12 protein-coding genes are annotated in these 22,187 nt (G+C 66.7%); 1 reads left to right on the top strand and 11 read right to left on the bottom strand.

Annotated elements, in window-relative coordinates; translation table 11 throughout:
- Positions 1 to 3 precede the first annotated feature (3 nt).
- From ON33_RS03185 to ON33_RS03180, 3 genes are all read right to left on the bottom strand, one after another.
- The gene (locus tag ON33_RS03185) at positions 4 to 969 is read right to left on the bottom strand and encodes an oxidoreductase (protein WP_245550277.1); all 966 of its coding nucleotides are present in this window, start codon (positions 967 to 969) and stop codon (positions 4 to 6) included.
- Between the two features lie 110 nt (positions 970 to 1,079).
- A complete protein-coding gene (locus tag ON33_RS40880) occupies positions 1,080 to 1,226 on the bottom strand; it encodes a nitroreductase/quinone reductase family protein (RefSeq protein ID WP_157184385.1) in 147 nt (48 codons plus the stop codon).
- Positions 1,227 to 1,303: 77 nt separating this feature from the next.
- Positions 1,304 to 2,410, bottom strand: a complete 1,107-nt coding sequence (locus ON33_RS03180; RefSeq protein WP_051151587.1) for a nucleotide disphospho-sugar-binding domain-containing protein — start codon at positions 2,408 to 2,410, stop codon at positions 1,304 to 1,306.
- Positions 2,411 to 2,724: 314 nt separating this feature from the next.
- Here ON33_RS03180 and ON33_RS03175 point away from each other — a divergent pair, with 314 nt between their 5' ends.
- Positions 2,725 to 3,990, top strand: coding sequence for a phthiocerol/phthiodiolone dimycocerosyl transferase family protein (locus ON33_RS03175; RefSeq protein WP_157184384.1), 1,266 nt, complete (start codon positions 2,725 to 2,727; stop codon positions 3,988 to 3,990).
- A gap of 6 nt (positions 3,991 to 3,996) precedes the next feature.
- Here ON33_RS03175 and ON33_RS03170 read toward each other — a convergent pair whose 3' ends face one another.
- The 8 genes from ON33_RS03170 to ON33_RS03135 are packed head-to-tail and all read right to left on the bottom strand — an operon-like array spanning position 3,997 to position 22,028.
- Positions 3,997 to 5,331, bottom strand: coding sequence for a cytochrome P450 (locus tag ON33_RS03170; RefSeq protein ID WP_051151585.1), 1,335 nt, complete (start codon positions 5,329 to 5,331; stop codon positions 3,997 to 3,999).
- Positions 5,318 to 6,673, bottom strand: a complete 1,356-nt coding sequence (ccrA, locus tag ON33_RS03165; RefSeq protein WP_218001363.1) for a crotonyl-CoA carboxylase/reductase — start codon at positions 6,671 to 6,673, stop codon at positions 5,318 to 5,320. The genes ON33_RS03170 and ccrA overlap by 14 nt, the downstream gene beginning before the upstream one ends.
- Positions 6,674 to 6,703: 30 nt before the next feature.
- Positions 6,704 to 7,477, bottom strand: a complete 774-nt coding sequence (locus tag ON33_RS03160) for an enoyl-CoA hydratase/isomerase family protein (RefSeq protein WP_040854780.1) — start codon at positions 7,475 to 7,477, stop codon at positions 6,704 to 6,706.
- Positions 7,468 to 8,202 (bottom strand): SDR family NAD(P)-dependent oxidoreductase, encoded by a 735-nt coding sequence (locus tag ON33_RS03155; RefSeq protein WP_040854778.1) that lies wholly within the window; start codon positions 8,200 to 8,202, stop codon positions 7,468 to 7,470. The genes ON33_RS03160 and ON33_RS03155 overlap by 10 nt, the downstream gene beginning before the upstream one ends.
- Positions 8,199 to 9,257 (bottom strand): 3-oxoacyl-ACP synthase III family protein, encoded by a 1,059-nt coding sequence (locus ON33_RS03150; RefSeq protein WP_218001362.1) that lies wholly within the window; start codon positions 9,255 to 9,257, stop codon positions 8,199 to 8,201. Before ON33_RS03150 ends, ON33_RS03155 begins: the two co-directional genes overlap by 4 nt.
- Positions 9,254 to 12,151, bottom strand: coding sequence for a beta-ketoacyl synthase N-terminal-like domain-containing protein (locus ON33_RS37885; RefSeq protein ID WP_051151584.1), 2,898 nt, complete (start codon positions 12,149 to 12,151; stop codon positions 9,254 to 9,256). Before ON33_RS37885 ends, ON33_RS03150 begins: the two co-directional genes overlap by 4 nt.
- Complete coding sequence (locus ON33_RS03140; protein ID WP_051151583.1) at positions 12,148 to 15,468, bottom strand: non-ribosomal peptide synthetase; 3,321 nt, start codon at positions 15,466 to 15,468, stop codon at positions 12,148 to 12,150. Before ON33_RS03140 ends, ON33_RS37885 begins: the two co-directional genes overlap by 4 nt.
- A complete protein-coding gene (locus ON33_RS03135) occupies positions 15,465 to 22,028 on the bottom strand; it encodes a type I polyketide synthase (protein WP_051151582.1) in 6,564 nt (2,187 codons plus the stop codon). The genes ON33_RS03140 and ON33_RS03135 overlap by 4 nt, the downstream gene beginning before the upstream one ends.
- Positions 22,029 to 22,187: the final 159 nt, after the last annotated feature.

Genomic DNA, 22,187 nt, shown 5'->3' with positions numbered 1-22,187 from the left:
AACCTACTTCGCGACGCTGTCGGTGAGTTGATCGAACCGGTAGGTGACGCCGGTGAGCCGCTCGGATTCGGCCCACAGTCGCGCGGCCAGTTCCGGGTCGCGGGTCTGCTCCCCCGCCTCGTTCGGCACCGGGTAGCCCTTGGTGGCGCCTGTGGGGCCGTAGAAGTCACCGCCGCGCACGGCGGGGTCGGTGGCGGCGCGCAGGCTGGGCAGCGCGCCCATTTCGACAGTCTGCATGATGATCCGGAAGGCCCAGCGCAGGGCCGGCCGGGACAGCAGGGCCACCGCGGGCCCGAAGTTCTGGGCGAAGTCCGATTCGGCGGCGCCGGGGTGCGCGAGCACCGAGATCAGTTGGCTCGCAGTGCCGTTCAGCTGCCGCTGCAGTTCGAAGGCGAAGCTGGCGTTGGCCTGCTTGGACTGCGCGTAGACCGGGTATGCCTTGTAGGCGCGCCGCTCGTAGGTGAGGTCGTCGAGTTCGAGCCAGGTGCCCTTCTGCGCGGGCAGCCCGCTGGTGACGGTGACGACCCGGGCTCGCGGGGCCGCGTTCAGCAGATCGAGCGTGAGCCCGGTGAACGCGAAGGGGCCGAGATGGTTTGTCGCGAAGACGGTTTCGAACCCGTCCTCGGTGACCGTCCGTTCCCGGCTCAGCGTGCCCGCGTTGTTCACCAGCAGGTCGATCTGCTCGAAGTCGTCGTGCAGCCGCGCCGCGGCCGAGTGGATCGACTTCAGTGACGTCAGATCCAGTTCCAGGAACGGCAATTCGGCCCCCGGCACGGTCTGGCGGATGACTTCCGCTGCGGCCGCGGCCTTCTCGGCATTACGACACGCCAGGACCACCCGCGCCCCGTGTTCCGCGAGCCGCCGCGCCGTCTCCAATCCCAGCCCGGCGCTGGCTCCCGTCACAATCGCGGTGCGCCCCTTCAGATCCGGAATGTCGGCGGCGGTCCACGGCGCCTTCTTGTTCTCCACGTGCTGCATCCTGACCGGTCGCGTTCCACTCAACCCTGCGACCTTAACCCGGTCTTCCGCGCCCCGCAGCCGCGCCGACGGCCGCCACTACGCCACGGCCGACGCGGCCCTCACAGTTCACGCAGCCGCACCAGCGGAATCCGTCGCTCGGTCCGGGACTGATAGTCGCGGTAGAACGCGCGGTCGGCAGTCAGCGCATCCCAGATCTGCTGGTATTCGGGATCTTCGATGATTTCCGGCCGCGCACTCCGCAACACCGCCCTACGAAAAGCGCGCGTCCCCGGATGAATCCGACGCCGCGCGCCTGTCGCGAATAGAGCAGCAGTGCGTCCGCTCAGCCGCCGACAAATTCGAGCAGCTGAGCCGCCACGGCACTGGGTGCGGGCATGCCGGCGATTTCGTCTCGAACCCGTCCCGATTCCTGCCGGATCTTCTCGTCGCCTAGCACCCGATCGATCAGCGCCGCGTCCAACTCGTCCTCTTCCACGGACACCCCCGTGCCCGAATCGTGCACGGCGATCGCATTGATGTACCGGTCGGCACCGCTCGGTACCGCGATCTGCGGCACCCCCAGAGCCAGCGCGGTCAACGTGGTGCCCGCACCGCCGTGGTGAATGAGTAGCGGACTGTGCTGAAGGAGCGCGTCGAGTGGAATCCAGTCCACGATGCGGACATTCGAGGGCAGCGCGCTCAGACCGCTGGTGTCCGCCGTGCCCAGCGCGAGCACGAAGTCGGCATCGATGTCCGGTGCGGCGGCGAGTAGTCGCTCGATCGGACCGAGCCCGCTCATGAGCGGCGCGATCGTCCCGAGGGTGACGACGATCTGCCGCCGTTGTGGCGCGCGGCGTGCCCATTCCGGCAGGACTCCGCCGGCGTTGTAGGGCACGAAGCGCATGGACCATCCGGTCGGCGGCTCGGTCAGCATGCTGGGCGGGGCGATGTCGATGTACCCGGTGCGCTCCGGCAGTTCGGCGCCGTGCTGGTCGAACTGGGCCGCGAGGTACTCACGCCACTTCGGCGCGAGACCGTCACCGCGGGCGAAGCCGAATCCATGGACGAACAGCGGGATTCCGAGCTTGCCGGCCACGACCTGGCCCGCGCCGAGAATCATGGACTCGACGACGACGTCTGGCCGCCATTGTTCGGCGAGTGCGACCGCACCGTCGGCCAACATCATGGAAACCAATGCCAACCTCGACATTATCGCGGGCTCACGGAGGTCGGTAACCTTCATGCCCGCCTCCATTTCCTTGGCGAGTTCCGGATTATCGCGCAGCACTTGGCTGTACAGAACCTGGACGTCGAAGCCCGGCACCAGATCCACCACCGGCAACCCAGCGTCCTTGGCGGCCAGGGCGTCTCCGGCCGTGGCGACGAGGACCTCGTGACCGGCCGTGCGTAGCGCCCATGCCAGCGGAATCATCGGAAAGATGTGCCCCATTCCTGGAGCGGAAATGAACAATACACGCATGAATGACCAGAGCCCCACCTAGAACACGTTTCAAATCCCGCATCGAGCGTAGCGGCAGAACCGAAGCGGCACAAGGCCCTTGCCTCTTCTTGATTGCCATGCCAAGATTGCGCCGAAAACCGCGCCCTCACCCGATTCCTTACACAATTGAAGGGCGCATTTCAATGTAAACCGGGGGTACCGTGGCCACGATTGCCGATCATCCGAACACAAATTTGCTCGAAGTTTTCCGTCCGCTCAGCAATTCGGAACGATGGTTCTGGATCGCCGATCAGATCTCGACGATGAACGGTGCCGCGTGGATCCACATCGACGGCACGGTGACCACGGCACAACTGGAGCGTGCGGCCGCCCGCGTGGTCGCCGAGCATCCGCTGTTGCGGGTGCGCATCGAAGCCCGGCCGGACGGCTCCCACCCCCGGTTCACCCCGGCCGACCATCCCCGGGTGGGCATCCGCACCGTACGGGTGGCCGCCGACGACGAGGCGGCGGTCGCCGCCGAGGTCGACGTCGTGGAACTGCGCGAACCTCTCGACTGGCGAACGGGTCCGCTGGTCCGGCTGGTGGATGTGGTGCGCGGGGGTGGTACCGCGGACGAATCGCACGATCTGATTCTCACCATCGCGCACGTCATCTCCGATGCGCTGTCGATGGTTTCGCTGCTGGGGCAGGTTGTCCGATACGCGGCGGAACCCGGACCAGATCCGGCGACGATCGTGTCCCGGCCACCGCTGCGGCCGGCCGACGAATTGATCCCGCGTGGTTCCCGCAGCCTGACCCGGGCGGTCCTCGGCCTACTGCTGGACCAGGCTGTCTCGGTGCTGAGCCGACCTGTCCTACTGTCGCCCGAGGCCGAAGTCCCACCCGCTCAACGCCGCACACGACTTATTTGCCGCGAATTGTCCAAATCCGATACATCCGATTTGATGGCGCTCTGCAAGAGTAAGGGCGTCACTGTGCATGGCGCATTGACGGCGGCCATGGCCACGGCCGTGGCTCACGAAATTTCGCCGAATACTTCCCGGCATGTGCCGATTGGATCACCGGTGAATTGTCGAGGTGAACTTTCACCGCCGATCGGGCTGGAAGAGCTGGGTCCTTATGCTTCCAGTGTTTCGGGTTGTCTGCTCGCCGGACCGAATATCGATCTGTGGACCACCGCGCGCCGATCCAATCGGATCGTGCGCCGACGGCTACGACTTCGTCAGCATCTGTCAGGGCTGGCTTCCTGGCGGGTGGTCACCCCAAAATCTGTCGCGAAGAGCAAGTTGATCGTGGATCTGGTGAATCAGCGGGCGGCGCGTACCGTGCTCGTCAGCAATATCGGGCTTTCGGCCTTCCCTGATCGGGCCGGGAACTGGCGGCTTTCCGGGTTACAGGGAGCAGTCGGCGTCTCGTGTATCTCCTACATGGTGGCCGGTGCGGTCACCAGCGGCGGTGTGCTGCGCTGGAACTTCACCTTCGCCGAGGGTGTGGTGTCGGCGGCGCGGGCCGGCCGCATCGCCGACCACGCCATCGAACTGCTACGTGCCCAACTGGTTTCGACATAATCATCACTACCGACGTTCGGGGGTCATGCGCAGCAACTGCGGCCGTAATGTCGCGCGATACACCCCTCGGACCGGCCGGTTCGAGGTCGGCCGCAAGCGCCAGCGGGCCACGATGCTCGCCAGTGCCATGGTGCCTTCGGTGAGCGCGAAGTGCTCGCCGACGCACTTGCGCGGCCCGCCCCCGAAGGGCACATATGAGCTGCGGGGCAGGGTTTTCCGCATATCTCCGGACCACCGATCGGGGTCGAATCGCTCCGGATCCGGGTACAGATCTCGACGGTAGTGGATCGTGTGGGGGCTCCACAGCACGGTCGCCCCCTCGGGGATCGGAGTGCCGCCGAGTTCGGTGTCGGTGCTCACCCGGCGCAGGAACAAAAAGGCCGGCGAGTGCAGCCGTAGCGTCTCGGCGATAACCCGGCCGGTGTACTCCAGCCGGTCGAGGTCGGCGAAAGTCGCGACGCGGCCGTCCAATACGGCGTCGACCTCGGCGTGCAATCGGCGTTCGACCTCGGGATGCTGTCCCAGCAGGTGCAGCGCCCAGGCCAAGGTGTTCGCCAGGGTTTCGGTACCCGCCATGGTGAAGGTGAGGATCTGGTCGCAGATCTCCTCGTCGGAGAGCCGGCCGTCCTCGATGTCACCGGCCAGCAGCAGCATCGAAATCAGATCGCCGCGGTCACCGCCGACACGCCGATAATCCGATACCAGTCGTAAAGTTCCCTGCCGCAGCCGATCTCGCGCACACAGGAAGGCTCGAATTCCGACGATCGGAAAGTTCTCCACCGCTGGCGGTGTCATGGCGCTGCGGGTCAGCCCGTCGAGTACCGTCTGAATGTCGGCAACCACCCGGGCGAGTTCGGTCGCTTCCAGTTCGGTCGAGAACAGCGTGCGCGCCACCACCGCGCAGGTGAGCCGGTTCAACTCGGCGATGACATTCATCGGGTGCCCATCGCGCCAAGCGCCCATGTGTTCCGCGATCTGCCGACTGGCGATCTCGGCGTAGCCGGGCATCCGGGACTTGTGGAAGGCCGGCTGCACCAGCCGACGCTGCCGCCGGTGCTCGGCGTGCGGACAGGTGGCCACGCCATTGCCCACGACGTCACGGGCGCGCTGGAACAGCGGCCCGGTGCGGTCGAATATCTTGTCCCGGACCAGCATTTCGTCCAGCAGCGCGGGGTGGCACACCACCAGTACGCGCATCGGGCCCATCCGGATGCGGACCAGATCGCCGTGACGGGACAATGCGGCGAGGAACCGCGCCGGGTCGCGTTGGAACGCGCCGGCGTGGCCGAGCAACGGCAGCGAACCCGGGGCCTCGGCGACCTTGTGCTCAACAGCGGTCATGAGCTTGTCCTGCTTGGCGCCACAACATCATTCGTTCCTCACCGTGTCGTTGTCTGGTCTCGGGATCGGTTACGCCGAGACCGGTACTCGGGGCCAGGCACAACACCCCGATCTTCCCGAGATGTTCATTGCACTGCACGAGCCGCGCGGCCGCGCCGACCTCGGCGAGCGGATAGGTCCGTGACAGCACCGGCGTCAGCCTGCCCATGGCGAAAAGCCGGTTGCATTCCCACTGCTCCTGCAAATTGGCGACGTGGCTCCCGATGATCTTCTTGAGATTCATCCACAGATAGCGATTGTCGAATTGGTGCCGGTAGCCGGTGCTGGAGCCGCAGGTCACCACCGTGCCGCCGCGGCGCACTACGAATACCGAGGTACCGAAGGTCTCCTGGCCGACGTAGTCGAAGGCCACGTGCGGATCCTCGCCCACCTCGGCCCGGATGATCTTGCCGAGCCGTTTGCCGACCGTCACCGCCCGTTCGACGGGATCCTGGTCATCATCGGGGATGCCGAAATGCTGCCGGTTGACGACCACGTCGCAACCCATTCGGCGGGCCAGCTCGACCTTCTCCTCGGATCCCACGATGCCGATCGGAATGCCGCCGCCGTTTTTTACGAGCTGGACTGCGAACGCCCCCAGGCCGCCGGTGGCGCCCCAGATCAGCACGATGTCGCCCTGTTTGATACGGGCCCCCTGCGCGCCGACCAGCATGCGGTAGGCGGTGCCCGCGCACAGCGTGACGCTGGCCGCCTCCTCCCAGGTCAGGTGCGCGGGCTTGGGCAGCAGCTGGGAGGCACGGACCACCGAATAGTGTGCCAGCCCGCCGAAGTTCGTTTCGTATCCCCAGGCCCGCTGGAGATCGCCGAGCATACCGTCGCTGTGCGTGGCCGGCTCCTGGTCGTCGACGTAGGCCGGACTGATCACCACGTGATCGCCTGGCCGCCAATGCCTTACGCCCACGCCAGCGCGCACCACCACACCAGAGCCGTCCGAGCCGATCACCTGATGATCACGGTTGTGGCGGCCGGCATAGCCGCCCTGTCTCGCGAAGCCGTTCAGTAGGCGGAAGGTGGAGACCGGCTCGAACGTGGCCGACCACACGGTGTTGTAGTTGATGGAGCTGGCCATCATCGCGACCAGCACCTCGTCCGGCGCCAGATCTGGCATGGGGATCCGGCCGATCCGGATGGACCGCCGCACGTCACGGTCGGTGATACCGTCGAACAGGGTCTGGTCGTCCCGTCTGAGGTGAGCGGCGAGATACTCGGTGGGGACGGGTTCGGCGAGGAGTTCCGCCGCGGAGGCCCCGTGCACCGCCGCGGCCGCCAGGGAGTCGATCACCGGCGCTCCCCCTGGCCTTCGGCGCTCAGCTCAGCGGCCGAGAAAGCTCGGCGGACGTTTCGCGACAAAAGCATTGATTCCCCTCTCGCGGTCGGCGGTTCCGAACACTTCGATCAAGGCAGCCGTCTCGTAGGCGAGTCCGGCGTCCGCTGACTCAGCGAGGAAGTCGATTGACCGCTTCGCGGCGGCCAGCGCCCGCGCCGGACCCGCCGCCAAGCGGGCCAGCCAGTCCTGGGCGGCGGCCGCCGGATCGTCGGTCACCACATCGACGAGTCCGATCCGCAGCGCGGCGCCGGCGTCGAGTGTCGTCGCGTTGAAGATGAGGTCCTTGGCCACAGAGTGGCCGACCAGGCGGGCCAGCCGCCGGGTGCCGCCGCCGCCTGGGATCACCCCGACCGCGACCTCTGTAAGCCCGATCGACAACCGCCGAGACGCGAAACGACGATCCGCGCACAATGCCAGCTCGCAGCCGCCGCCGAGCGCGACGCCGTCCAGGGCTACCGCGACCGGCTTCGCGATCGCGGCGAGCCGGGCCAGCGCAGTCTGCATGCGCGGCGCACGGATGGCCATCTCGGCCTGGTCCACGTCCCGCAGTTCCTTCAGATCCGCACCGGCACTGAAGTTTCCGTTGTTTCCGGTGATCAGCACGGCACGGATGTCGGTGCGGTGTGTGATCTCGTCGGCCAGCTCCAGCAGGCGGTTCTGGGCGGCGAAGTTGAGCGCGTTGACCGGCGGTCGATCCAGCACGAGGTGCCCGATGCCGTCGGATACGATCAGCCGCACCGCTTCCGGGATCAGGTCCATCGCAAGCCCCCGTCCACGGCGAGCACGTGCCCATTGACATATCCCGCATCGGCAGCCAGATATACAGCCGCAGCGGCTATCTCGGAGAGACTCGCGGCCCGGCCCGAGATCAGGCGGGAGCTGTAGGTTTCCCACGCGGCCTGGTTCTGCTGCTGGAAGTCGGCGGTCATGCCGCCGTCCACGATGCCGGGGGCCAAGCAGTTGACGGTCACCTTCCGGGCACCCAGTTCGTCGGCGCAAACCTTGGTGAACATCTCCACGGCCGCTTTGGTCGAGCAGTAGGCCGCAGCGCCGACCGCGGGTCGGCTGCCCAGCGCCGAGGACACGGTGATAACGGTCCCGGCCGTCACTGTCAGGTATGGCACGGCCGCCTGGACAGTGTGGAAGACGCCGTTGAGATTGACCTCGACGACCCGGGACCAGTCCGTGGGTGCGAGCCGGGTCACCCGGCCGTCGATGCTGATTCCGGCATTCGCGACCACGATATCGATGTGGCCGCAGCGTTCGGCGACGCCGGCCATCAGCTTCACCACCGAATCCGCGTCGGTCACGTCCACGGGGTGATAGTGCAACTGCTCCGGCCACGTCGGGCCGGTGCGCGGGTCGCGCCGCGCCGCGCACACCACCTCGGCGCCTTCGTCGGCGAACGCCTCGGCGATGCCGAGACCCAAGCCCGCCGTGCCACCGGTGATCACGGCGGTCTTTCCGCTCAATCGGCCGTTCATTCGATCAGCCCCTTCACGTCGTGTCCGGAATCTGCGTAGTGCCGGAAGCACATCGACCCCCACAGCACGCCGGCGCCGATGCCGGCCAGCACCAGCAGACGGCCGGTCTCGGGCCGGGCCATGAGCGTTTCGTGCAGGACAGTGAAAATGCTTGCGGCGGCGGTGTTTCCGAAGCGTTCGACAGTGGTCGGCGCGCGATCCATGGAAACCCCGAGGGTGGTCATGGCATGCGTGATGATGTTCAGGTTGGCCTGGTGAAGCAGGTAGTGGTCGATATCACCGACGGTCAGGCCCGCGCGTCCGAGCGTCTCGCGAATGCTGGCCGGCAGATTCTCGGTGGCGTACTTCCACGCCGAGGGACCGTTCATCCGCACGTAATGCTCGCCGGCTTCGACGGTCTCGGGCGAGGTGGGCAGACGTGACCCGCCGGCCGGAATCGCCACATCGAAGCACAGCTGGTCACCGAAATCCCATGACAACAAGCCGAATCCGTCCGGCACCAGGCCCAGAACGACGGCTCCTGCGGCATCGCCGAAGAACACCCGGGTGATCCGATCGGCGGGGTCGGTGGCCCGCGAACCAGTGTCGGCGCCGATGACCAGGACCCGCTCGAACATCTCGCCCTGGAGCAGATGCGCCGCGACAAGGAGCGCGTAAATGCCTCCGGCGCAAGCTGTTTGGGCAATGTCGAGGGGAATCGCGCGGCGTGAGCCGAGCCCGTCCTTGACCGTGACCGCTGTCGAGGGCAGCGGCTGATCCGGGGTGGACGTAGTGACGATGATGGCGTCGAGATCCTCCGGCGCGAGCCCGGCCCGCCGCAACGCCTGCCGCGCGGCGGACAGGCACATATCGGAGGTCGCCAGCCCGTCTCCGAGAAAGCGTCGCTCACGGATGCCGGTGCGGGAGGTGATCCACTCATCCGAGGTGTCCAGGGTGGCGGCCAGCTCGGCGTTGGTCACGACCCGGTCGGGCACGTACAGCCCCGATCCGAGGAATCCGACAGGCCGGCGCAGAGCCGGATGGCTCGAAGGCATTCTATTGTCCGCCAATGTCATTGCCCCTCCCCGGGCTGTTCCCTTGATTGCATGATCAGGCGCAGCAGCACCTCCGCGAGGACTTCCACATTGCCCTCCCGTATCAGGGAGTGATGGTTTCCGGCAATCGGGTGAACCGTGGATCGACCGGTCGTGAGCTCGGCCCAGCCGGTCCGCGTCACGAGCGGGTCCGGGTCGATGCGCAACAGCTCGGTCAGCGCGTCCGGCTGCGGATCCGTCGCCTGGAGCAGGGTGATGTCGATATCGGTCACTGCCGGTCCGGGCCGGTATCCGCATACCGCGACCATGTGCCGGCGCCAGACGTCGAACATCGTGCGTGCCGCGTCGGTGGGCAGCCATTCGGGTAGCGCGCCCGCCCGGCGCAGCGCCGCGACGGCCGCGTCGAAGTCGGCCGGTACCTCGGAATCCGCAGCAGCGGTGCCATTTTCGGACGCGGCGCGGCCGAATTGTGTCAGCACCACGGGGAAAGCCGCGTAGAGCTCGGTCTCGCTTGGCGGGCGGTCGGGGTAGGCGGCGGGCGGCAGGCTGTCGATGAGGTACACCCCGACGACGCGGCCCGTCTCCTTCCGTACCCGTCTCGCCATTTCGAACGCCACATTGCCGCCGTAGGACCAGCCGCACAGCTCCCGGAACTCGATTCCGGCCGCTGCCAGGTCAGCCAGGTAGACGGTGGCGGCATCTTCTACCGAATCCGACTCCACACCACCCCGATATGTCGGCGACTGAATACAGATCAGCGGCTGATCGGCGCCTACGGCCGCAGCGAGCGGGAGGTAGGTCAGCGCGGATCCCCCGCCAGGGTGCACCAGGACGATGGGCGGCCGGGAACCGTTCCGATTCAGGTAGATCAAGGGCGTGGCTGTCCCGTCCGGCACCGGCCCGGTGCCGGACACGGCGCGATCGAGGAACGCACAGAATTCGCCGAGCGTGGGTGCGGCGACGAGGTCTTGCAGGGTGACCGGCACCCCGAAGGTTTCGGTGACGCGCCGCGCCATACGCAAGGCGCGCAGCGAATCACCGCCGAGGCCGAAGTAGTTCTCGGTGCGCTCGATGTCCGTCAAGCCAAGGATGGAACCCCAGATCTCGGCCACTGCCGACTCGGTCGGTGTCCGTCCGGCACCGTACCGGGCGGTGGGCCGCTCCGGGGTGGCCCCGAGCCAGTGCCGGCTGCGCTGGAATCGATAGCCTGGAAGCTTCACCTTGCGCGCTGGTCGGCCGAAATATAGTCCTTTCCAGTCACATTCGGCACCGTCGACCCACGCCCTGGCCGCTATCGCCAACTGCTGGGCCCGTTCGGCGGGCGAGGGTGCATCAGAGATCGACACCGCTGGTGCCGCGCCCCGGGCGCCGGAGGCGCTGCCTCGGATCGGCTCGCCCAGTGGTCGCCCTTTGTTGTCGACCACCTGTGCAAACCGGTGCGCGAAAACCTTTCGTCCGGTGTGCAGCGTATGGGCGACATCCCGGATCGACAGCTCGGGATGGGCCGCCAGGTGCGCGAACAGTGCCGCCACCATCTCGTCCAAAGCGAGCGGATCGGCGGCAGACAACACCAGCAACTGTGATTCGGTGGAGTGTTCGACCCGGGTGGCGGGCGCTTGCTCCAGCACCACATGCACATTCGTGCCGCCTAGACCGAACGAGCTGACCCCGGCCCGGCGCGGCCCGGCGCTCTCCCAGGTCCTCGAGCGATCGGCGATCGCCAGCGCCGACCCGTCGCCGAGACCCAGCAACTGGTTGGCAGCACGGAAGTTCATGGTCGGCGGAATCAGGCCCTGTCGCAGCGCACCGACCACCTTGATCAGCCCTGCGATGCCCGCGGCCGTATCCAGGTGACCGATGTTGGACTTGACCGTGCCGACGTAGCACGGTGGCCCAGCGACCGACCGGCTGCCGTAAACCTCACGCAGCGCCGCGAATTCGATCGGATCGCCCAACCGCGTGCCCGTTCCGTGCGCCTCCACGTACGAGACGGTGTCCGGCTCGATATCGGCGACGGCCAGCGCCTCGGCCAGCACCCGCGCCTGACCATCGGCGCCGGGGGCGGTGTAGCCGACCTTGGCCCGGCCGTCATTGTTCACCGCCGAGCCCCGAATCACCGCCAGTACCCGGTCACCCGCGCGCAGCGCGTCGTCGAGGCGTCGCAGCACCACCACCCCGGCGCCATTGCCCGGCACCGTGCCGTCGGACTCGCGGTCGAAGGCCCTGCAATGCCCGTCCGCGGACAGAATCCCGCCGGGTTCATGGATATACCCGACCCGCAGCGGTGTCCGCACCGCTACTCCTCCGGCCAGCGCCACATCGCTCTCGCCGAGCAACAGGCTCTGGCAGGCGTAGTGCACGGCCACCAGCGAGGTCGAACAGGCGGTCTGGAGAGTGAGCGCCGGCCCGGTGAGCCCGAATTTGTAGGCCACCCGGGTGGCCAGGAAGTCCCGGTTGTTGCCGATCACCAACGGCATCAGCTCGCCGAAGGCCGGGCGCCGGCGCGCCTGCGCCAGCTGGGTTTCCGCGTAGGTGGAAGTACCCGCACCGGCGAAGACGGCGATGGGTCCCGGCGCTCGATCCGGGTCGATCCCCGCGTCTTCGAGTGCCTCCCAACAGCATTCGAGGAACAGTCGCTGTTGTGGATCGGTCGCGGCGGCCTCACCTGGCGAGAAGCCGAAGAATTCGGCGTCGAAGTATTCGACATCGTCGAGCAGCGCGCCACGGCGAACATAGGACGGGGCGTCCACGATCGTGGGATCGAGTTCATTGCGGCGGCATTCCTCCGCCGACAGTTCGGTCACCGATTCGATGCCGCGTGCGATGTTGTCCCAGAATTCCTCCGGGTTCCGCGCTCCCGGAAAGCGACCGGCGCAGCCGATAATGGCGACTGCGGGTACCGAGTTGTCCGTCATCGCGCCGACCGCCCACCACTCCGTCGCGCCGTGCGCAAGAATTCCTGTCGCTCCTGCCCGCGCCGCCGACCGGTTTCGGCACGATCCTCGACGGCTGGGTTCTCCAGATAGGCGGCTGTCGAACTGATTGTCGGATAGCGGAACAGTTCGATCATCGGGAATTCCCGGGCCGCGATCCGGGTCAATTCGCGATGCACAGCGACGAGCCGGACGCTGTCCCCACCCAGATCGAAGAAATTGTCGTCGATCCCGATCTCGTTGGCCCCCAGCACTTCTTGCCATACCTTGGCGACGGCGATCTCGAGATCCGAGGTAGGACCACGCGGAGCCGTGCGCGACACGCCACGGTTGGCGGCATCGCGCAGCAGCCCGCGCCGATCGGCTTTACCGCTGGGCGTCAGTGGAATGGCATCCACGTAGTGGAAACGATGCGGAATCATCGCCTGCGGCAGCACCGCACTCAAATGCTCGCGCAGTTCGGCCACCGACGGCGCGGGCTCCGCCACCACCAGGTGCGCGACCAGATCATTGCCCGCGTCGGTATCGACGACGGACACCACCGCCGCGTCCACCGCCGCATGCGCCGACAGCTGGAATTCCACCTCGGCGGTCTCGATGCGAGCGCCGCGGACCTTGGCCTGACCGTCTCTGCGGCCCAGGTAGCGCACTGTCCCGTCGATGTGTCGGCGCGCCAGATCACCGGTCCGGTACATCCGTGCGCCGGGCCGGTGCGTGAACGGGTCGGCGACGAACGACTCCGCGGTGCGGCCGGGCTTGTTCAGATAGCCGAGGGCGACCTGGACACCGCCGAGGCAGATCTCCCCGACACCGCCCACGGGCACCGCCTGGTGCCGATCGTCGAGCAGGTAGATGGTGGTGTTCGCCAGGGGCGTGCCGATCGGCACATAGCGACGGTCATCGTCGTTTTCACACCGCCACGCGGTCGCCTCGATGGTCGCTTCGGTGGGACCGTAGAAGTTGTACAGCTCGCAGTCGAGCCGCTCGAAGAACCGGTCGCGCAGCTCGGCGGTGAGTTCCTCGCCGATGCAGAACACCCGGCGCAGCGACGCGCAGGAGTCGGCGTCCGCCACGGTCAGGAACAGGCGCAGGGTGGATGGCACGAAGTAGGCGGTGGTAATGGCCTCGCGCGCAATGAGATCGGCCAGATATCCGGGATCGCGATGCCCGCCCGGCTTGGCGAACACCAGCCGCGCACCGGAAACCAACGGCAACAGCAGCTCCCCCACCGAAACGTCGAAACTGAGCGCGGTCCGCTGCAGCATCGCGTCGGCGGGACTCAGCCCGAACCGGCGGGCGCCGTCGTGGAGCCGGTTGGCCAGGGCTCGATGGGTGATCAGCACGCCCTTCGGATAGCCGGTCGAGCCGGAGGTGTACATGGCGTAAGCGACCGCGTCCGGGGCGGGCGGGGTGAACACGACCGGCGTGTCCGCCGTATCCATGGGGCGGCTCACGGTCAGCCAGCGCACCGGCCCCGTCTCGCGGGTGCCGTCCCCGATCGCGAATCGAGCACCGGTATCGCGCAGCACGTAATCGATTCTGTCGGCGGGAAGTTCGGGATCCAGCGGTACATACACCGCACCGGCCCGCAGGACCGCCAGGATGGCAACGATGAGCTCGCAGGAGCGTTCCAGCGCGACCCCAACGAACTCGCCGGGGCGCACGCCTGCCCGCACCAGCTCTCCGGCGTACTGGTCGGTCCAGTACCCGAGCTCCGCGTAGGTCAGGCTTTCCTCGCCACTGACACATGCGATGATCTCGGGCGTACGCCGAATCTGCTCATCTATGGCGTGCAGCGGGATCGGATCGGCGTCGAATTCCTCGGCCGTGCCGTTGTATTCACCGACGACCTCCTCGAACTCGGCAGGAGACAGCGGCGACAGCTGCGATATCCGGGCACCGGGGTCGTCGAGCGCGCGCCGCGCCAAGGTCCGGAAGCTGTTGCCGAGGCGGTCGATCAGCTCCGGCTCGAACAGATCGGCCCGATACTTCAGGTACACGGTGAGATCGGTGCCGACCTCGAAAACCTCCAGTATCAAATCGAATTTCGCGAACTCCTGCTCGAACATCAGGAACCGCAGGGGCGCATCGGCCGGTTCGCCGGCACCGTCGCCGAGCGTGAGCTTCGATGCCAGCTCGTCGAGGGTGCGGCCGCTGAACCGCCGTTGACTCTGAAAAGAGAAGAGCACGTCGAAGATCGGATTCCGGCTCACGTCACGCGGCACGGCCAGGTCGGCGACGATCCGCTGGAACGGATAGTCCTGATGGTCGAGCGCGTCGATGAGCGTGGCGTGACCGCGGCGGACCAGCTCGGTGAAGGTCGGATCGTCCGAGAGATCGGCGCGCAGCACGACCGGATTGACGAAGTACCCCACCACGGTTTCGAACACGCTCGCAGGACGCCCGCCGGCGAATGTCCCGATCACGATGTCGTCCCGGAGGGCATACCACCGCAGCAAGGCCTGGAACGTCGTCATGAACACCGTCGATACCGTGACACCGGCCGCGACAGCGAAATCCCGCACCCGTTCGTTGAGGGCCGCGTCCACCCGGAATTCGCGCACCGCCGCGGGTGCCGCAGCCAGTGGCCCCCGCGATCCGGTCGCGCCGAGGTCCAGCGGTTCCGGCAGATCCGCGAGCCTGCCCCGCCAGTAGTCACGCAGCTGCACACCGCGCGGACCGCTCAAGGAACGGGCTTGCGCCACACAATGATCCAGATAGCCCACCGGTGATAGCGCGCGTGGTTCGGCGCCGGACAGCAGGGCGCACAGATCCTCGGTCAGGATCATGAACGACCACCCGTCCAGTGCGATGTGGTGTGCGGTGAACAGGAAGATCGCGGGTGCGCCCACGCGGCGTAGCAGATCGACGCGGGCCACCGGCCCCGCACCGAGCGCGAAGGGAGCGCGGGCCAGTCGCTGCGCGATACGCGTGCACTCCGCATCGGAGGCCGCACCGAGGTGATGGACGGTGAAGGTCAGCGAGTCGTCCACCGGGCGCACGACCTGGGTCGGCACACCGGCATTCTCACCGTAGGTCGTGCGCAGGCAGGCATGCCGGGCCAGCAGGATTCGGTAGGCCGACAACACCTCGTCGTCGCTGCGGTCGGCCACCAATTCGGCCATCGTGACCTCGTTGTAGGCCGGATCGTTCGGGTTCAGCTGGTGCAGCAGCCAGAGCGCCCGCTGCCCTTCCGAGAGTGGATGCCCGGTCGATGCCGTGTGCGCGCGCTGTGTCAGCAACTCCCGCAATCGTTCTCGTTGCATCGCCGCGGGATCGGCGGCCTGCGCGCCGGTCATTCCGTGGCCTCGCCCGCGGCGGCGAGATCGGCGAGCAGAGCCTCCACTTCGGTGTCGGACAGCTCGTCGATACGTTCCAGTAGATCCTGAGCCCGTGCCGGGTCGAGCGAAGTCTCCGGCTCGATGACCTCGGCCATGCCGCTGTCCGCGATCTCCTGATCCAGTAGCGCCACGATCTGTTGCTCCAGCTGAACCACGGTGGGGCCCTTGAGCAGTGCGGTCGGCAGGAGTTCTACCCGCAATTCGGCGGTGATCTTGTTGCGCAGTTCGACCGCCATCAGGGAATCGATTCCGAGCCTGGTGAGCTCGGTGTCCACGGACAGCTCGGCCGGCTGGATACCGATGACTCTCGCCACGGCCTCGCGCAGGAACTCCGCAAGCGCCGCGGTGGCCTCGGCCCGGTCTCCCGACCGCAGGGCGCGGCGGATCAGCGTGCCGGTACCGTCGCCGTCGGACTGCGGCATGTCGTTCATCAATCGGCTGTAGAAGGGCGAGGTGGCCGCCGATGGATACAGCTGTGCCCAGCGCGCCACGTCGAGATTCAGCACCGCGACCTGCACGGGATCGGCCATGATCACCGCTTCGAGGGCTTCCAGGCCCTGCGCGGGTGTCATGCTCCCGATGCCGCGGTTACCCAGCCGGCTGTCGCGGCCATCCTGAGCGGCCTGGCCGATCTCCGCCCACGCACCCCAGTTGATACTGGTCGCCGGCAGACCGAGAGAGCGCCGGTGGTGCGCCAGCGCATCGAGGAAGGCATTGCCGGCGGCATAGTTACCCTGACCTGGCGAGCCCAGCAGCGAGGCCGCGGAGGAGAACAGAACGAACAGCGCGAGCGGATCGGACGCGGTGTGCGTGTGCAGGTTCCAGATGCCCTGCACCTTCGGCGCCATGGCGGTGCGCATCCGGTCCGCGTCGAGTTCGGCGAGCACGCCGTCGTCGAGCACCATGGCGCAGTGCAGGATTCCGCGCAGCGGCGCCCCAGTCTCCCGGATCCGGGCGAGCAGTTCGATCACCTCGGCTTCGACCGTGACGTCGACGCGGGCCACTTCGACCTGCGTTCCCATCACCTCGATCTCCCGCAGTTTGGCCCGCGTCTGCTCAGACGGTGCACTGCGACCCATCAGCACCAGGCGTCCGACACCGCGTTCGGCCAGCCACTCGGCGGTCAGCAAACCCAGTCCGCCGAGGCCGCCGGTGATCAGGTACGTGCCGTCGGCGCGTAGCAGCGCTCCCTGGGCGGTGCCCGCCACCATGACTTCCGGGCAGTCCAGGTCGATGACGACCTTGCCGATGTGCTGACCACGAGCCATGAAGCGGAAGGCGTCGTGGATGGCATCGGAGTCGTACTGCCGGAACGGCAGCAGGGAGAAGGTGCCATCCGCGAACTTGGGCATGATCTCGCGCTGCACACCGCCCCAGATCTCCGGACGCTCGCGGGTGATCCGGTCCAGGTCCACAGCGTAGAAGCTCAGGTTGGCCCGGAACGGGTACAGCCCGATCTCCTTGTTGTCGTAGATGTCGCGCTTACCGATCTCGATGAACCGCCCGTACGGAGCCAGTACCCCGATGCCGAGCGGAATAGCCTCTCCGGCCAGCGAATTGAGCACGATATCGACGCCGGCGCCATCGGTGATGCGCATCGTCTCGGCAGCCCAGTCCAGCGAATGCGAGTCCATGATGTGCCGCACACCGCGGGCCCGGAGGAACTCGCGCTTCTCCTCGGTTCCGACTGTCGCGAGCACCTCGGCGCCGACCATCCGGCAGATCTCGATGGCGGCAAGGCCGACACCGCCGGCCGCCGAGTGGATCAACACCCGCTCCCCCGGGGCCAGCCGGCCCAGAGTGATCAGCGAATACCACGCGGTGAGGAAGGCCACCGGGATGGTCGATCCCTCGGTGAAGGTCATCTGCGCGGGCTTGTGCGCGACGCAGTAGGCATTGGTCACCACGTAGGAGGCAATGCTGTTGGGCGCCATGGCGACAACCTCGTCGCCGACGGCGAAGTCCTCGACACCCGCGCCGACCGCGGTGACCACGCCCGAGCATTCGATGCCGAGCGGGCCTTCGAACCGGCCGTAGTTGGGCAGCACGCCCATCGCCGACATGATGTCGATGAAGTTCAGGGCAGCAGCCCGCACATTGATCTCGACGAATCCGGGCTGCGGATCCAGGCGCGCGGTGCTGCGCAGCACCAGACCATCCAGGATGCCCGGCGTCCGGTTTTCCAGCCGGAACGGTTCGGAAGAGGGAATCGCGGTCCGGGCGACGTCGAGGTCGCCGGACCCATCGGTCCGGTCCAGACGTGCGACATGCCGTCCAAGTCCGCGAAGAGCAATCTCCCGCTCGCCATCACGGGTCAGCAACTCCGCGACCAGCGCGTCCAATTGTTTCACCGGAGCCTCACCGGCCGCGAGATCGACCAGTGTGCAATCGAATTCCGGGCGTTCGCGAGCGATCACCCGGCCGAGGCCCCAGGCCGGTGCCTGAGCTACCGCCACCGCAGCGTCCGTGTCGAGAGCGTGAGCGCCCTGCGTCACGACAGTGATGCGCGTCCGGGCGGTCTCACCGAGCGCGTGCACCATATGCAGCATGCTGATCGGCCCGAGGGTCTCCGCCGACGAGAGTGCCTCGGCATCGAGATCGGCCGGCGGGAGCACATCGAGATTCCACAGGTGCACCAAATCGGTGACGGGGCGGCCGCGCGCCTGACCGAAATCAGCGATGACAGACGCAAGATCGTCGGTCGAATGCGGGCCTACCCGGTACCAGCGCCCCGGCTCGACAACCTCGAAACCGTTCCCGCGCTCGACGGTCGCCACCACCGCGCCGAGGTTGTTCAGGCGATCCGCCAGCTCGCGTCCGGCACCCGACGCGTCGGTCAGTAACACCCACGCCCCGTCCGTTATCCGCTCCGGAGGTTCCGGCGCCGCTTCGCTTGGTGCCCAAGTGAGTTCGAGTAAACTGTCTTCGACCCGCCAGCTTCCCCCTTGCTGAGTTCCACCGATTTCGCGCAACCGCAGCCCGAGTGCTTCGAGCACCGGCTCGCCTGCCTCGTCGTACACCCGGACATCCATCCGTGGGCTGTCTGCGATGGAATCGGCCCGGCGCACGACATGGCAGTACAGAACGTCCCGGCGGCCACCGAAGTACCGCAGCTGTTCGACTCCGACCGGCAGGAAGACCTGTCCGGACGTTGCCTGCCCGCTCAGCTCGCAAACGCCGACCACCTGCAGGCACGCGTCGAACACGGCCGGGTGGATGATCTCCCCGCGGTCGGCGATCCCGGCCGGGGCCTCGATCCGCCCGAATGCCTCGCCGACACCGCGATACACCGACACCACGCCCTGGAATCCAGGCCCATAATTCAGGCCGTAACCGCCCAGCTCGGCATAGAATTCGCCGACGACGACCGGGTCGGCGATCCGCGCTCGAATCGCCGCCAGATCGGCCGGATGCGGTAGCGCCGCATCGGGTTTCGCAGTCCGCAGCGAACCGGTGCAGTGCTCGGTCCAGGTCACCGTGCCCGGCGTGTGCCCGGATTCCGTGCTGCAGAAGCTGAATTCGGACGTTTCCGGGGTCCGGCGGCGGATCATCAGTTGCATGTCGACTGGCCGGTCCTCGTTGAGGAACAGCGCCTTCGCGATGTCGACGTCGGCCAGCTCGGTTCCGGGTCCGCCCGCACCGAGCACCGCGGTGAGGTAGCAGGTGGCCGGGAGCACCGCGGATTCCCCGACCCGGTGGTCGGTCAGATAAGACAGCTCCCCGAGATCGACGATCGCACCGGCGATGCGAACGTCCGGCATGGTGGCGAGAGTGGTTGTAGCAGAGAATTTATCGGCCCACGAGTGACGTCTGGGCACCCTGGCCCGCCGGTCGGCACCGGTGTCATCGGGCAGCCAGTGCCGGTTCGGCTCCCAAGCGTAGGTCGGCAACAACGGAAGCGGCGCGCCCGGCTGCTGCAGCCGGGACCAGTCCAGTTCCCAGCCCTGTGTGAAGAGCGTGCCGGCCGAGGACAGCATCGACTCCAGTTCCCGCTCCCGTCGGCCCGAAGGCAGCACCTGGACAAGGAGTTCGGCGTCATCGAGCGCCGGCTGCACCGCACCCAGCAGTGCGGGGTGGGGGCTGATCTCCAACAATGTGTGAAAACCATCGGCCACCAGTTGCTCGACGCCATCCCAGAACAGGACCGTCGAGCGCATATTGGCGAACCAGTAGCCGGCATCGAGTTGTTCGTCGCCGAGTACGCGTCCCAGCACCGTGGAGTAGAACCGGAGTCGTCCGGGCAGCGGCGTGATCCCGGCCAGCTGTGCTGCGAATTCCGGTTCGAATTCATCGATCTGCGGGCAGTGGGACGCGAAATCGACATCGATGCGCCACCCCTGGAGGCCGCGCTCCTCGAGTCGGCACAGGACCTCGTCGATCGCGCCTGCCTCGCCGGAGATGACGGTCTGAGATGGGCTGTTGCACACCGCGACAGCCAGTCGATCCGGATACGTCGCAACCAGTTCAGCGGCCTGCTGCCGGGACAGCTCGACGGTCGCCATAGCACCGCGACCCGCGATCCGGGCGGCAAGCCGACTGCGCAAACAGATGACCTGCGTGGCGTCCTCGAGGCTCAGCCGACCGGCGACATAGGCCGCGGCCACCTCACCCATGCTGTGCCCGATCACCGCGTCGGGTTGGATGCCCCAGGCCCGCCAGGTCTCGGCAAGAGCGACCTGGACTGCGAACAGCATCGGCTGGACGATGTCGATACGATCGGGAAGCCCCTGAGCCGGATCCTTGGTGAGCTCGTCGATCAACGACCAGCCGGCCACCGACCTCAGAACTCGGTCGCACCGCTTGATCGCCGTGCGGAAGGCGGCGTCACGCTGCCACAGCTCGGCACCCATACCGGCCCATTGCGAACCCTGCCCAGGAAAGACGAAAACGACTTTGCCGGGCTTGGCCGCGACACCGAGCGCGACGTTCGGACGGGTGGTTCGCGTAGCTGCCAGATCGAGCCCATGGCACAAGTCTTCGACAGAGCGCCCGACAACTGCGGCCCGATGCGGATGGTGTGTCCGATAACGCGAGAGCGTTCGAGCCAGCCCCGGTGCATCGGTGCCGTCCTCGGACCTCAGCCACTGCGCCAGTCGCTCGGACTGTCGGCGCAGACCCGAAGTGGTGGGTGCGGTCACCGGCAGCAGCATCGGCCGCACGGACTCGTCCACCGGGGCCGCGGTCGGCATCGACGGCGGCCCGGCCAGAACTACGTGTGCGTTGGTACCCGACAGCCCGAACGAGTTCACTCCTGCGAGCAGCCGCCCGTCGCGCTCCGGCCAATCCCGTACCACGCCATTGATTTCAACCGGATAGTCGTCCCAGGCGATTCCGGGATTGGGTGTCCGTAGGTGCAGGCTTGCGGGCAGCGTGCGGTGGTGGATCGACAGAGCCACCTTGATGAGTCCCGCGATACCGGCAGCGGATTCGGTGTGCCCGATATTGGTCTTGACGCTACCGAGCAGACATGGCTCGCCGGAGCGCCGCTCATCCGAAACCACCCGGCCCAAAGTCTCGATCTCGATCGGGTCCCCGACCGCGGTACCGGTGCCGTGGGCCTCGATGTATTGCAGGTCTGACGGTGCAACTCCGGCTTTCGCACACGCGGCCCGGATTACCGCGGCCTGGCCGGCGCTGCTAGGTGTCATCTGAAGTCCACCGCCACTGCGGCCGTCATTGTTGACCGCGCTGCCAGTGATCACCGCGTAGATATGTTTGCCTGCGGCCACCGCGTCCTCGAGTCGTTCGAGCACGACAACGCCGCAGCCTTCGCTACGCACGAAGCCGTCGGCCGACGCATCACCGAACTTGCACCGCCCGTCGACCGCCAACATCCCGGACTGGGCGAAACAAATGCTGGGTTCGGGAGTCAGGACGATATTCACACCACCCGCGACCGCCAGATCGCTGGTCCCCGTGAGTAGGTCCGTGCACGCAGAGTGCACAGCTACCAGAGAAGAAGAACAAGCGGTGTCGACTGTGACACTCGGACCTTCGAAGCCCAGTGCGAAGGACACACGTCCGGAGGCCATAGCGTTGGCGACGCCGGCGCTGGCATGCGCGTCAAGAAATTCGGGCCGTCGCAGCAGCAGGTCTTTGTAGTCATTGTTGATCAGGCCGATGTACACACCCTTGCGCCCGGCTCTATCGTCACCAGGAGATTCACCTGCGTCTTCCAATGCCTCCCAAGCGACTTCGAGCAGGAGGCGATGCTGCGGATCCATTCGCGCGGATTCGCGGGGGGACAGTGAGAAGAACGTGTTGTCGAACCGCGCTACGTCGGGCAAAAAGCCACCGAACCGCGTGGTTATGGTGCCGGGAACACCCGCGATCGGGCTGTAGAAAGCATCGATGTCGAACCGATCCAGCGGCACCTCGGAGATCGAATCTCCCCCATTCACCAGCAAGCGCCACAGATCTGCCGCCGTGGGCGCGCCAGGAAATCGGCAGCCGATCCCGGTAATGGCAATGGATCCGGCATCGACGCCGGTTTCGGAATTGAATGACTGATCGGTCATTTTCCCTCCCAAGATTTGCATACCAAATCACGCCGGACCGCTACGTAGCGGAATCAACAGCGACGGAGACAACTTCAGCCGAACTCCCTCCGGCTGAACTCGCATGGACCCTCGATAAGAGAAATCCGAATCAGATTAGTTGGCCCCCAACCCTTACCC

Origin of the sequence: Nocardia niigatensis NBRC 100131 (assembly GCF_000308655.1) — a bacterium.
In the GTDB taxonomy this organism is placed as follows: domain Bacteria; phylum Actinomycetota; class Actinomycetes; order Mycobacteriales; family Mycobacteriaceae; genus Nocardia; species Nocardia niigatensis.
Note: the sequence above shows the minus strand (reverse complement) of the source record. Positions and strands in the feature narration are given on the sequence as shown.

Coding starts and splice junctions, on each gene's coding strand:
- ON33_RS03140 (WP_051151583.1), bottom strand. CDS start 15,468: ATGACCGGCGCGCAGGCCGCCGATCCCGCGGCGATGCAACGAGAACGA.
- ON33_RS37885 (WP_051151584.1), bottom strand. CDS start 12,151: ATGACGGACAACTCGGTACCCGCAGTCGCCATTATCGGCTGCGCCGGT.
- ON33_RS03135 (WP_051151582.1), bottom strand. CDS start 22,028: ATGACCGATCAGTCATTCAATTCCGAAACCGGCGTCGATGCCGGATCC.
- ON33_RS03160 (WP_040854780.1), bottom strand. CDS start 7,477: ATGGACCTGATCCCGGAAGCGGTGCGGCTGATCGTATCCGACGGCATC.
- ON33_RS03150 (WP_218001362.1), bottom strand. CDS start 9,257: ATGACATTGGCGGACAATAGAATGCCTTCGAGCCATCCGGCTCTGCGC.
- ON33_RS03175 (WP_157184384.1), top strand. CDS start 2,725: ATGAACGGTGCCGCGTGGATCCACATCGACGGCACGGTGACCACGGCA.
- ON33_RS03180 (WP_051151587.1), bottom strand. CDS start 2,410: ATGGGGCACATCTTTCCGATGATTCCGCTGGCATGGGCGCTACGCACG.
- ON33_RS03155 (WP_040854778.1), bottom strand. CDS start 8,202: ATGAACGGCCGATTGAGCGGAAAGACCGCCGTGATCACCGGTGGCACG.
- ON33_RS03170 (WP_051151585.1), bottom strand. CDS start 5,331: ATGACCGCTGTTGAGCACAAGGTCGCCGAGGCCCCGGGTTCGCTGCCG.